This is a genomic window from Geminocystis sp. (genome assembly GCF_041753295.1).
GTDB lineage: Bacteria > Cyanobacteriota > Cyanobacteriia > Cyanobacteriales > Cyanobacteriaceae > Geminocystis.
In genome coordinates this window covers 22,571-34,906 of sequence record NZ_JBGSUU010000048.1, presented here as the reverse complement: position 1 = coordinate 34,906, position 12,336 = coordinate 22,571, and the positions used below count along the sequence as shown (strand labels likewise).

Annotated in this window: 11 protein-coding genes; 1 reads left to right on the top strand and 10 read right to left on the bottom strand. The window is 34.2% G+C overall.

What is annotated here, in order from left to right:
* Nucleotides 1–129 precede the first annotated feature (129 nt).
* The 10 genes from ACEW8E_RS04935 to ACEW8E_RS04890 all read right to left on the bottom strand — a co-directional run bounded on the left by ACEW8E_RS04935 (nt 130) and on the right by ACEW8E_RS04890 (nt 9,962).
* On the bottom strand, nt 130–360 hold the full coding sequence (locus ACEW8E_RS04935; protein WP_373479230.1) for a DUF815 domain-containing protein: 231 nt from the start codon (nt 358–360) through the stop codon (nt 130–132).
* A gap of 78 nt (nt 361–438) precedes the next feature.
* Nucleotides 439–807 carry a HEPN domain-containing protein gene (locus ACEW8E_RS04930; protein ID WP_373479229.1) on the bottom strand — a complete coding sequence of 123 codons (369 nt, stop codon included), beginning with the start codon at nt 805–807 and terminating at the stop codon, nt 439–441.
* On the bottom strand, nt 804–1,118 hold the full coding sequence (locus ACEW8E_RS04925) for a nucleotidyltransferase domain-containing protein (protein ID WP_373479228.1): 315 nt from the start codon (nt 1,116–1,118) through the stop codon (nt 804–806). The genes ACEW8E_RS04930 and ACEW8E_RS04925 overlap by 4 nt, the downstream gene beginning before the upstream one ends.
* A 47-nt stretch (nt 1,119–1,165) precedes the next feature.
* A complete protein-coding gene (locus ACEW8E_RS04920; RefSeq protein ID WP_373479227.1) occupies nt 1,166–2,857 on the bottom strand; it encodes a DUF262 domain-containing protein in 1,692 nt (563 codons plus the stop codon).
* A gap of 113 nt (nt 2,858–2,970) precedes the next feature.
* A complete protein-coding gene (locus ACEW8E_RS04915; protein ID WP_373479226.1) occupies nt 2,971–3,549 on the bottom strand; it encodes a hypothetical protein in 579 nt (192 codons plus the stop codon).
* On the bottom strand, nt 3,549–5,285 hold the full coding sequence (locus ACEW8E_RS04910) for a hypothetical protein (RefSeq protein WP_373479225.1): 1,737 nt from the start codon (nt 5,283–5,285) through the stop codon (nt 3,549–3,551). Before ACEW8E_RS04910 ends, ACEW8E_RS04915 begins: the two co-directional genes overlap by 1 nt.
* 155 nt (nt 5,286–5,440) lie before the next feature.
* On the bottom strand, nt 5,441–6,679 hold the full coding sequence (locus ACEW8E_RS04905; RefSeq protein ID WP_373479224.1) for a VWA domain-containing protein: 1,239 nt from the start codon (nt 6,677–6,679) through the stop codon (nt 5,441–5,443).
* Nucleotides 6,680–6,738: 59 nt separating this feature from the next.
* The gene (locus ACEW8E_RS04900; protein WP_373479223.1) at nt 6,739–7,602 is read right to left on the bottom strand and encodes a MerR family transcriptional regulator; all 864 of its coding nucleotides are present in this window, start codon (nt 7,600–7,602) and stop codon (nt 6,739–6,741) included.
* The gene (locus ACEW8E_RS04895; RefSeq protein ID WP_373479222.1) at nt 7,593–7,964 is read right to left on the bottom strand and encodes a hypothetical protein; all 372 of its coding nucleotides are present in this window, start codon (nt 7,962–7,964) and stop codon (nt 7,593–7,595) included. The genes ACEW8E_RS04900 and ACEW8E_RS04895 overlap by 10 nt, the downstream gene beginning before the upstream one ends.
* Nucleotides 7,965–8,114: 150 nt before the next feature.
* On the bottom strand, nt 8,115–9,962 hold the full coding sequence (locus tag ACEW8E_RS04890; RefSeq protein ID WP_373479221.1) for a hypothetical protein: 1,848 nt from the start codon (nt 9,960–9,962) through the stop codon (nt 8,115–8,117).
* Between the two features lie 343 nt (nt 9,963–10,305).
* Between ACEW8E_RS04890 and ACEW8E_RS04885 the strand changes: the two genes are divergently transcribed.
* Nucleotides 10,306–12,231 carry a hypothetical protein gene (locus tag ACEW8E_RS04885; RefSeq protein WP_373479220.1) on the top strand — a complete coding sequence of 642 codons (1,926 nt, stop codon included), beginning with the start codon at nt 10,306–10,308 and terminating at the stop codon, nt 12,229–12,231.
* The last annotated feature ends 105 nt before the right edge of the window (nt 12,232–12,336 follow it).

The following is a 12,336-nucleotide window of genomic DNA, read 5'->3' as shown; positions in this document are numbered from 1 at the left end:
CACAAGTTACGAGCGATCGCTCGTCGGCTCTGGTACACAGCACGCCTCTGTGATAATTTAAGAGAGTAATAAAGATACGTGCGCGTAGCGTGCCTTCGGCATCACCTTATCTAAAAATCATACTTTAATTCAGCAACGCCGTTTTTTTGTTCTTCCTGCCACTGCTACGGGTAAACCTCTTAAATCTGTGGGTGCAAGTTGAGATAGTCGTAAATCGATAAAATCGAGATTATTTTCTTGGGCGACTTGGGCAACTATGCTGGATTTACCTATACCGGGCGCACCCCAAATCATGGTACTAATTTGTAATTGGTTTTTAACCAGTTTGTTTAAATATTCTTGGAGATTAGCAGGTGTCATTGATATTTGTTAGTGAATAGTGAACAAGTTTATCGGTTATTAATTAATATTAAGTATAGGAGTTTTACAGCGCTTATTTTATAAGTTTTGATTAGCAAAATTCAGCATTTCTTCTGCTTGACTAATAATAGTATTAGCATCTTCATAACTAATATTAATATCTAAATTATAGTCTCCTCCTTTTCTCATTTTCTCCGCCTCAATTAACCAACGATGATATATTTTAGGAACTTTATTAGTTTTAGCAAAATGCTGTCCAAATCCAGATATAATCGCAGAGTGTTTTCCGTAAGTAAGATTTTCACTTTCTAAAAAAGCGGAAGCAATATAAAACATGGTATAATAAGCCCTAGAAACAGCAAATTCAGGGTAATTATCATTAATTTGTTTCGCTACTTCCAAACTTTTTCTTGCTTTTTCTAAGAATTTTTGTTGAGTATTATTCATAGTTTAATACCCTCTTTTTTGATATTTCGATAAAAAGCATTATCCTCATTTTTAAATTGTTCTTCCGTAGTAAAACAACAGCTAACTAATCGATCGTATTCTAAACAGAGATTACTAATAAATTCTCCTATTTTATGTACCTCTTGATAATAATTAAAAGGTTTTTCTAAGACTACTAAAACATCAATATCTGATTCTGATTTTGCATCTCCTCTGGCTTCTGAACCAAATAATATTACCTGTTTTAAATTATGTTGATAAGTTAATTGCAAATAGTCATCTAATTGAGATAAAATTGGCTTAATTGTCATAAATTTATTAAATAAAATAGAGTTTTGTAATTACATATAATTAATTTTTAAGTAGATAGCAAAAACTTAAACTCTTCTAAAATTAGTGCTTTTCTTGCTTCTATAAATTCTTCAAACTTATCCATTTCCCATAACTCCTCATTTGTCGGGATTAAATGACGTTTTAAATATTTTTCTAACTTCTTTTCATCATTATTAAATTCACTACGTTTATGTTTTAACCATTGTTTTAGGGGTTTATCTGTTTTTTCTAGGTTTTCTTCTCTCGTCAATAACATACAATTAGCAATTTGATTTCTTTGCTCTTTTTGATATTTCATCACTTGTCTTCCTGTTTCTGGATTTACAATTGTTTCTTTTTTTAATGAAGATTGAGGAAATATATGATCTATTTGTAGAGCATTTCCTGAAAAAGAAGATGTATAATCTGCTTGAGGATACCAGATATTAAAGAGTAAATGAATTGATTTAGAGGTATAATTTTCACTCAAAATACTTTCTTGACTAATCTCTAAGTTTCGACCATTATTCCGAATTGTTTGGAAAATTTCCGTGACATCAAATGTTTGTTTTTGGTTGATAGTTTCTATACATTTATCAATCAAATTATCAGGATTTCCACTAAAAGCACCAGATATTAATGTTCTAAATAAATAGTTTTTTATATCTTTTTTATCTGTAGATTTTTTCCATTCGTTTGGATAATGATAAATAAAATAAATGAGAGGAATTAAAGTTAAATAAGAAGGAAGAGCTTTATCGCTACGAAGAAAAGTTTGAGTAGATAAAAAGTCTTTTACTTTCTTAATGGCATCAGTAATTTTATCCCAATTTTTGATGATGTCTTGTCTAACTTCTTCATTTCTAAATTTATTAACCTCATATCTAGCACCCTTATCTAATAAGGTTAAGCAAGTTTTTAAAATAAAATCTCTTGTAAATTCATAACCTGTTTTATTTAATTCATCTAATAAGTCTTCAATCTCGACTTCTGCTTCCTCCCAAGTTGTGGTTAAAAGTGAAAATAATAAGTCTGATTTACCTAATTTTGTTCCCCCTGAATTTGCCCTGATAAAAATTTCTACTACTTCCTCTTCTTTAACTGGTTCATCTATTACTTGATAGCTAATTATTTGATTAATTTTAAAATTTTGTATTAAAATAGAAATGTTATCGTCTATAATATCTTCTTCTTTTTCAGTTAATTCTTGGTCAAATTGTTTTTTTATCTTCTTAGATATTTTCCCAATATGATCTTCATCAAATAAAATATCTTTAATTTTTATCCAAGGTAATTTAGCTGTTCTATTATCTACAAATTTAAACTTATATTTTATTTCTTCTGCCTTAACTAATATTCCACTTAAAACATCAAAATATAATTCTTTATTTACATTTCCATAACTTCCTTTTAATGCGATAAAAATACTTTGTAATCTTTGTTGACCATCCAAAATAAGATTTTTCAGCTTATTATTCTTAGGTATATAAACATGAGAGGAATTCACATTTTCTTCATAATTTTCAATAAATTTACGGCACTGAATCTCCGATTTTGTTTCCCAAATTAAAAAATTACTAATAGGATAACCTCGCATTATAGAGTCAAAAAGTGCGTATATTTGTTCTTCTGACCAAACAAATTGCCTTTGAATATTTGGTAGCCAAAAACCACCATTTTTATCAGGATTATTAATGTATTTTACTATATCAAAAATAGTTGTTTTATCATTTTTCATAGTTTTTATAAATTATTTTTCTTTCGTTATTAATTTGATGTATGTATCAATCTTTGCTATATAATTTTGTTAAATTTTCTCCTCTAAAAATAGTGTTTTACTCATAATCAATGTTAAGCAATGCTATTCTTAATATATTCAGTAAAACAATTTTGAGTTTTATCTAACACAATTTTTTTAACTAAATTACAGAAATTAATACTGGTTTTAGCAAAAACATTTTTCACATAAATTGTCATTATTCCATGAGCAATTAAGTGTCTTAAAGCCTGTGCAATTACTAAAATATTGTCATCATTACCTACTCTAAATTCATCAATTCTTTTTCTTAATTGATTGTTACTGACTTTATCATGGAGAAATGTTAAGATTTGGCTCGATCGTCTTAATTTATCTGCATTCTCTTTATCTATAATTCCCCATTCAGTAATGATGCTATCACCGGGCTTACCTACTGCTTTATAAAGTTGTTCCAAAGCCGAATAAGCTAAAAACACCCCAAAAAGACTACTATAAGCATTAACTGTTGATTCAGGGTAATCTGTTAGTATCATTCCTTCATAAGACTGAGCAAGACGAAAACGGGCAGCAAAGCGATTAAGTTCAGAAAGATTGAGGTGAGAAGGAAGAGAAATATCAGGGTTTTTTTTCCTCCAGTTACAAAATTTTTTCCATCCTTGAGGATATTTCATTATTTCTGCTCCTGTCTCTGTTTGATGTTTAATTCGGCGGCACTCCTGACTAATCTGTTACCATCTTGGACTAGATAACTAAGAGTATTATCGGGGGTGTTAGGATTTTGAGCGATCGCCCAACGTTCCAACCAAGAAGTAGAACGAAAGTTTTTAGCTAGGTGAGACGTTTCTGCATAAGGGCTAAGAAATACGGCTAAACGTCCTAAATTTGGTGTTGTCCCTTTAGCTAAACTGTTAAACATCTCAATCTTTAAATTAACAGGGGTATTAGGATTTTTTGCTACATTAATGCGAACATCACTATCAGAATCAGTGGCTAATTTTTCTAATATACTAACAGGAGTATTGGGATTTTTTGCTACATAACTGCGAATCCAACGATCAGAATCAGTCGCCAATTTTTCTAATAAAGTGATGGGAGTATTGGGATTTGACGCTACATTAATGCAAACATCACTATCAGATGCCAATTTTTCTAATATAACTACAGGGGTATTGGGATTTTCTGCTACTTCATAGCGAACACCACTATCAGAATCAGTCGCTAATTTTTCTAATATAATTACAGGGGTATTAGGATTTCCTGCTACTTCATAGCGAACACCACTATCAGAATCAGTCGCTAATTTTTCTAATATAACTACAGGGGTATTGGGATTTTCTGCTACATCACGGCAAACACCACTATCAGAATCAGTCGCCAATTTTTCCAATAAAACTACAGGAGTATTTTGATTTGACGCTACATAACTGCGAACACTTGTCCTAGAATCAACAGCTAATTGTTTTAAAATATCAGTTGGAAATTTATGTGTTGTATAATATTCATTAAATAACAAGACTTTTTCCTTAATTTGCTTTGTTATATTAGGATTTGATACCACTCGATAGCGAACATTACTATCAGAATCAATAGCTAAGTTTTCTAATGAAGTTACGGGAGTATTAGGATTTTTGGCTACATAACTGCGAATCCAACGATCAGAATCAGTCGCCAATTTTTCTAATAAACTTACGGGAGTATTTGAATTAGATGCTACTTGATTACAAACATCTCCATTAGTGGAAACTAAGAAATCATAAACCCATTGAGGAGAAATCATTTCTGTAAATAAGTTGCTAATAATCTTCTCTTTTCCTTGAGGAATAGTTAAATCATTCTTTCTCAAGGCTTGACGGATAAATTCTTCTGGGTTTTCTATTTCTTTATCCCAATTAACGTGGAATTTTGCTTCCTCCACAATCTGGGTGTTTTTATGTTCTGTTAATTTGGTTAAATGTTCCTTGGATAGTTGAGGATTCCGTAATAAAGCTATTAACACCTCATCATCACCATGATTTACCGCCCAATCTAAAAATGCTCTTGGCACAGTTTCCCGTTTCACCATGCTTTTTAGCGTACTGGTGGGCATATCAGCTAATAAGTTGGGATTTTCTAGCAATAGTAAGTCAAAGATAGGATTATCTAGTAATTCTTCGGGGAATTGAGAACCTAACTCTAATAGAGTCTCTTTAGGAGTGTTAGGATTACTGACAACTGCTTTACGGGTTGATTGATCTTGACTATGGGCTAACTCCGCTAGTAAATCAGGGGGGGCAATAATATTTTTAGCTACCACACGGGCTAATTTTAGATCTTGATGAGCTAATTCTCGTAATCTTTCAGGGGAGCTGGTTTCCAGAGATGCTTCTTTGCTTGGGGTAGGGGGTTTTGGTGCTTTTTTCTGTGCCATGATTGTTGTTACTCTAATAGTGGTAATTTTATAGTTTAATTTGTTGATTATTTTGCTATTACTTATTGATCCTATTCATTGTGAGGATTTATGCACTATGTCCTTAACATTTATTTATTGATGAAGCCCCGAAGGGCTTACTACTCTCAAATTATCTATTGACGATTACGGCGTGTATTGTAATTTTGATATTGGGCTTTTTTCCGCATGGATTTATTTTCACCTTTTTCTAAATCCACCAATAAATCATCCATTTCCGCCATTTGAGGTGCTATGACATCAAACGCTACTCCAGAAGCCATCATTTCTTCCTTAGCCTCCTGTAAACGCTCTCTTGTACCCTGTATATCCCCTCTGTCAAGGTTTCTTACCGCCTCCTCTTTTGCCCTTGAAGCCATTAACTGAGCTACTTTCGCTTTTACCTCCTCATTAAAAGGATAACTATTCAACTGGGCGGAGTTAACCACAGGTAACTGTAATTGATGATGAGATACCTTTCTCGACTGGGTTTCATTGTCATCATAAGCTAATCGGAATTTAACGAGGGGTGCTGATTCCATCATAGGAGGAATTTTTAACCGCAATACCAGATCAAATTGATTCCCTGCGATAAGATTAGGTAGTTTATAACGCCCAAACTCCGTTTTTTCCAAATCATTAAACACATCCACCAATTCCACTCCAGCAAAGGTTTTTATTCCTAAACTCACCTTCTGCCCAATGGTTGCCATAATCCCCTGTAACTCAGCATTGAAGATACTTGGTAACTGATCTGGATTTTGGATAAAGTAATAATTACCATCCCCAGAAAGAGCGATTCCCTGCATCAAATCCTCATTGAAATCATCACCGATGCCCATTGTCGTAGTGCTAACACCCCGTTTACTCAACCCGTTAACGGCATTGCCTATCACATCAGGATTCGTTTCTCCCACATTCGCCAAACCATCGGATAACAAAATAACACGGTTTAAATGTTCAGGCTGTAGATACTTACTCACTTGGGTAGCCCCCTCTAACCAACCGTCATATAAAGCCGTCATATTGCGAGGAGTGATGCTATTGATGCGATTAATAATATCTTGTTTCTGAGTTGCCAGTTGAGAAGGAATAATCACCGCTACTTCATCATCATAAATAGTTATACTTAGGCGATCGCTTTCCGATAATTGTTGCACGGCATAGATAGCCGCCTGACGAGCATACTTGATTTTATCACCTCCCATTGAACCAGATCGATCGATAACCAACCCTAAATTAAGAGTCTGGCGTTGTCGATTAGTTTTGATTTCGGGTATAGTGATTCTGACAATCACATCGAGATTAGTAACGCTATCAGAAGAAATAGCATCTCTTAAACAGATAAATTGTACTTGAGGCTTAACATTGCTCATAATTGTCTCATGAATAAAAAATTTACTTAGGTTTTATTGTCGGGAGTCAAAAGACTTTTTTAACACCGCTTACTGAAAATATTGCTTAAAAGTTGTATTAAAGACTCTCGCTCCTTGATACTATTGGGATAAACGAAATCATCACGGATATGTAACTCCAAACCATCTAAAATCCTTAAACGAGTCCAACTTTCCTGCTGATTAGCCATAGGAAAAACAGACGAACTTTTAAAGCCATTTATATTTTCAGACGATTCCTGAGCAAACCCAGACATATCCTCATCCTCATTCAACGCAGACATATCCCCATCGTTGTTATCGTTTAACGCAGACATGGTATTTTTGTTCTGATTAGATAACTTAAAATTATCTCGTTTTATTTCTCCTGTGAGAGTTGAAGATGATTGACTTCTTTTTCCCTTTAAATCGGCGAGAAAATCTAAAGCGGAATTACTGTTAGAATCTTGGTTAGTTGTGGTTGTTGCATTAATGCTCTTATTTTGATTAGTTGGGTTTTTAAAATTACTACCAAAATCTTGACTTATTTGGGTTAAAGAAGGATGAGCCGTAGTAATATGAATCTGAATACCTCCAATTAATAAACCTTTTAACTCCTCATTAGTTTTTGAAGTTAATAAATCGCCAATCGCCGCCGCACCGATACCATCACTTAGTAAACGTTTGACTAATAATAACTGTAAAAGATGACGATAGGTATAAAAAGCATAGCGATGTTGACGAATAGGCTCATCAATTAAACCACTCGTCGTATAACTCCTAACTAGACGACTATTTAAAAATTCTTTGACTTTATTATTACCCTTAATATCAGGAAGATAAAGAGGTAATAAGCGATTGGCTACCTCCACAAAATCATCAATTAACCATTGCTCATGGTTGTTTTCTAAAGTTTTTAAATCCATACTATTAATATAACTACTGCAATGAAAAATGTCAATAACAAAAAAAAATGTCTTAACAAAACGAAAAAAATATCTGAATCTCTGTTCGATACAAAAATATCCGAATCTAATCCCCCCTGCACAACTACCCATAAAACTGGTAAACTAGGTTTATCTCTAGGAGAATCTCCATAACCGTCTGTTAAATAAACACAAACTCCTTGTAAGCATAAGTCTCTGGTTTTTTCTACTTGTTCAAAAAAGGGAATAAAAGACGATGCCTTAATGCACGTTGGTCGATCGAACTCCATGTTTACCTTGGCAGGAGTCACTTTAGTTCCCATTTTACTGGATAACTCCGTAGCCAACTGACGAACTATCATCGGACAGAGAGAATTACTGTTACTTGTAATAATTTCAAGTGGCGAACTGATCACTCCTTCTTTTGTTCAAAATTCATCCACACGCTGATTTTATGGGACTTTTTTTGCGGAAAAATTCAGCGTGGGACTTCTTTCGACCTTGAGTTAAACTTACTCAGACTCAAGCCACCAATTATCAACAATATTTTGACTCAAATCATAGCTAGTAGTAATTTGAGCCGCATATTGATCTCCCATTTCCTTAGAATGCCCGATTAAAGTACCAAAAGATTCTGCTATATCTCCTTTTCCTGATAAACGAATATGTTTTTCCGCAATATGCCGTAAAGCGTGAGGATTCGTCCATCGTGGTTCTCCAAATAAGGCTACTGTAGCCAACGAGATGGCTTCTGTTACCATTACCCAAATACTTTTAACATAATGAGGTTTACCAAAACTTTCTGGATTAGTCATCAGAAAAAAAGTGTAATTATGAGCTTTTAGATTTGCCAGAGTTTTCTCCCGTAGATGAAGTCGTTGGAGAACAACTTTTAATCTTTTCTCTTCCCGCTCTATATATTCAGGAATAGAAACCGTTACTTTTGGGCTAATAATACCCTGTCGTGCGTTGGCTATTCTCTCCTCTAATGCCTTCACCTTTTGCATCTTCCATCCCCAAAACTCAGACCAACTTTCTTCTGACTCAATGGCGGAAAAAATCATCGAACGCCACTTCTCGAACCAGACATCCAAATCCGCCGTCAAAATTGCTGGTAAACGATAATTGCGCACGATTCCGAGCTTTTCCCGTTTATGTTCCGTAATTTTCACCTCATAATAAGGATTATTATTCTCATCCAGACGACGAAATAAAGTTTTGCCTAAATCCAAAGCTCTAATTTCTTCTTGACGTACAGGGCAATAAACTAAGATTTTGACAATTAAATATCTTTGCCATTCCCGTGCTACTGCCGATAACTGTCTTTGCCCGTGAGATAAAAATTCTCCACTCACACAATCGTGTCTGCCATAGTTAGGAGCGCATAAACTATATAAATACAACACCACCTGCCTCGCTTCTTCATGACTTAACTCCTTTTGATTCCATTTTTGTCGTTGTTGAACCTTTTTTTCCTTCTCGTATATTTCTTTATAATATCCCTGTAAATCTTGCAATTGGGCAATTAAAGGAACATCAGACCAATCTCTGCGCTGACAAGTATTATAATTTGACCATTTAGCCACAGTTATTCCAGTACCCACCATATTTACACCTGTAGAATAACTTACATTACGAGTTGTTACCATCCAATAGGTATATTCTTCTAATAAATCAGGGTTTGCCAAGAGACTTAAATCCAATGATTTGTCAGGGTAAGCTGTTTGATACCAGCCCATAAAACGAGAAACAGCTTGAATTTCCTTCTTCAAAGTATTTTCCTTAATTTTCTCCATTTTAGGAGTAGTTATTGTTCCCCCCTTTAATCTTTGTTCACGACGGCGATGACTCCGTAAATTTTTGCCACCACTAAGACGAAACTCTCCATAACTATCTAGTTCTTTTTGTAATTCGGGGGGGATAGTTTGCAACCCATAACTATCAAATTTTTCAGACGTTGGTTTATCTGGTACTTGAGGACGATAAGGTGCTACCGATGAGATTTCATCAGTACATAACTCTTGCCACCAAATTTGCTTCATCACCCAGCTATTAAATCTACCTAAAGCCGACTTATAGTTATTGATAGTACCTTGACTAATTTTGTTGGCAGAGATGTCGGATTGAGAACAACGATCGAAAATCGATACCATGTCCTTTAAATCTATTATGCTTACTTGACCAGAAATTTTCTCAAAATCCGATGCCGCAATAACATCTTCCACCTTCAAAACCGTCGGCAAAACATAATGACGTAAAGCTGTACTTAGATATTTAGAAAATTGCACCGAAGTAAAAGGAGAATCTGAAGCCTGTTTAGATAAATGATTTACTTGTGCCAAAGTATAAATTTGATTCATATATTTATAGCTACCTTAATATAATTGCGTAAATTAATTTGCGGATGAGCAATACAACTTGTTAATCATTTCTGAGAAACCAAAACCAATTGTTGTAACTTTACTAAAAAAAAAAACTGAGAAACTTGAACTCAAATTAGTCTTGTTCTGCAATATTTTTTTGTTATTCTCTTCGTATGATTTCATTCGTTTTAGGTATTAAATAATACCCAGTTTAAAAACTTAAAAGTCTTTTTATATATTGATTATAGCTTTTTTTAAAAATAATGCCAAGAGCATTTTAACCGTTGGATTATATTTTAAATTAGGTATAATAAGTATAAATATATTTCTTTGCATAGATATGAAAAATCTTAGTTTAAACCAAGCAATACAAAAATGGCGTACTTCACCTCAATATGAATCCTCTGGTGTCAATACTGATAAATTTCTCAATATAGTTTTACGTCAATATCTCATACCACAGATTAATCAAAGTTATAGTACGATGACTGTCGAACAGGTAGATCAATATATTTCTACTCAATCAGTATTAGTACTAAAAGATGCAATGACAATTTTTGACCTAGTATTAGATATTAAAGTTAAGGAGGGTAAGGTAAAATCTCGTACGGGGAACAATTATCGTTGTACGTTAAAGAAGTTTTTAGACTGGTTAAATCAGCAACCTTGGTGGTTAGGTTTATCGTTGGAAAATTCTGTGAAGGTGACACCACTTCAGCCAAAGTTACCTCCCCAACCAACGCAAAAAAAGGGTAAGCAGGTAAGAATTAGTCTAAAGTTAGACGAGTTACCAGCTTATTCACTAGCACAGTTGGAAGATTATCGTCGATTTCGTGTTGAAGGTTTACCTCCTGATAATTTGAATTCAAAACATCCAATGGGAAAGGATGATTTTAATTGTTTGAGGGGTTTACCTTTGGGTGATTTGTATGTAACAAATACTCCTAAAAATTATAGTTTTCCTTCCTCTCGTAAACCAAAATTAGAATGTATTGATGTTTCTACTTATAAAAGGGAAAAAGAAGATATTTTATATTTTTGGGGTTATTGTCAGCAGTATCATCCTACTAAAAATCTCCACTTAGATTTAATATTGGATCTTGATTTATTAGATGAGTTTGTTTATTGGGCGATCGATCATCGGGGTGTAACTCATTCGACAGGGGTAAATATGGCAAAAACTGCTATAGCAGTGTGTAAATTTAAAAATTATCATCGTACTCAAAGAAGAAATTGGTCGGATATTGAGGAGTTGGTAGAACTGAAAAATTTACGCAATGAGTATTATGAGGAATATCAACGAGAGAAAAAGCAGTTAGAACCTCAAAAATGGGCTAATAAAGAGTTGACTCATGATCAAGCTCGTCAAGTAGTAGATTATCTTTATGCTAGTTGTGCTCCTCGTCGAAGTCAGAAAAATAGAACTACTGGGGAGAGAACTTTTTCATACGGGCGTGATATTTCTGCGGTGGCAAGGGATGTGCAAACTCATTTGTTGGTCAAATTATTAGTCTATACTCCTGTTAGACAGGAAGAAATACGCTATTTAGTTTATGGGGAAAGTTTAATTCGCAAGGTGGATGCCGAAGGTAATGGATATTATGAGGTATATTTAGAAAAGCATAAGTTAGATTATACTGGTGAGCCTCGTCACTATCGTTTACCGAAGATTACCACGGCGGATTTGGATCATTGGATTTTCCATTGGTGTCCGATTCTTCGTGAGGCGGTGGAAAATATAGCGCAATGGCAGAAGTTCTGGGGATATTCTCCTTTAAAAACAGAACGGTTAGAAGAGCGTATTAAGAAGGCTAAACAAGGTGAAATACCTCCTCAAACAAAAAAAACGACTTCTGAGTATATAAAGGAGCAAGAACGTTTGTTAAAGGCGGCAAATCGTCGTCTGGATGCTTTTTCCATTGTTGGTGCTAATTTACAAAACCATAATTTTATTTTTATGATGTTTGGTAAGCACGTTACGGAGGCTTTTGGTAAACCTTTGGACGTTACTACTACTTGGATTGTAGTGAGGAGAGCAATAGCTAAGGCTACTTTTGCTTTATTTGGGGAGGCTAAATGGACTAATCCCCATGCTTTAAGACATATAGCGGAAAAACATTTACGGCTAATTGGTAAAGGTTATTTGGCTGATTCTTTTGGTGCTTTGATTGGTCATTCCGCTAAAGTGGGAGCTGAATATGCGGCTCAAATTACTACGGAGTTAGAACAAACTCAAAATATTGTTGATAATTGGTGGTTAGAGTAATTTACTCTACCCAAAGGTGCGTTCTGAGTAATTAGGAGGTATCACAGCTAGAGGGTTAAATGTCAATTGCTAAGATTTATACATTAGCAAGACCCTACAAAACAA

Excerpts from the sequence above, each read along its gene's own strand:
- ACEW8E_RS04920 (WP_373479227.1), bottom strand. The coding sequence starts at position 2,857 with ATGAAAAATGATAAAACAACTATTTTTGATATAGTAAAATACATTAAT.
- ACEW8E_RS04890 (WP_373479221.1), bottom strand. The coding sequence starts at position 9,962 with ATGAATCAAATTTATACTTTGGCACAAGTAAATCATTTATCTAAACAG.
- ACEW8E_RS04935 (WP_373479230.1), bottom strand. The coding sequence starts at position 360 with ATGACACCTGCTAATCTCCAAGAATATTTAAACAAACTGGTTAAAAAC.
- ACEW8E_RS04905 (WP_373479224.1), bottom strand. The coding sequence starts at position 6,679 with ATGAGCAATGTTAAGCCTCAAGTACAATTTATCTGTTTAAGAGATGCT.
- ACEW8E_RS04910 (WP_373479225.1), bottom strand. The coding sequence starts at position 5,285 with ATGGCACAGAAAAAAGCACCAAAACCCCCTACCCCAAGCAAAGAAGCA.
- ACEW8E_RS04885 (WP_373479220.1), top strand. The coding sequence starts at position 10,306 with ATGAAAAATCTTAGTTTAAACCAAGCAATACAAAAATGGCGTACTTCA.
- ACEW8E_RS04925 (WP_373479228.1), bottom strand. The coding sequence starts at position 1,118 with ATGACAATTAAGCCAATTTTATCTCAATTAGATGACTATTTGCAATTA.
- ACEW8E_RS04915 (WP_373479226.1), bottom strand. The coding sequence starts at position 3,549 with ATGAAATATCCTCAAGGATGGAAAAAATTTTGTAACTGGAGGAAAAAA.
- ACEW8E_RS04900 (WP_373479223.1), bottom strand. The coding sequence starts at position 7,602 with ATGGATTTAAAAACTTTAGAAAACAACCATGAGCAATGGTTAATTGAT.
- ACEW8E_RS04930 (WP_373479229.1), bottom strand. The coding sequence starts at position 807 with ATGAATAATACTCAACAAAAATTCTTAGAAAAAGCAAGAAAAAGTTTG.
- ACEW8E_RS04895 (WP_373479222.1), bottom strand. The coding sequence starts at position 7,964 with ATGATAGTTCGTCAGTTGGCTACGGAGTTATCCAGTAAAATGGGAACT.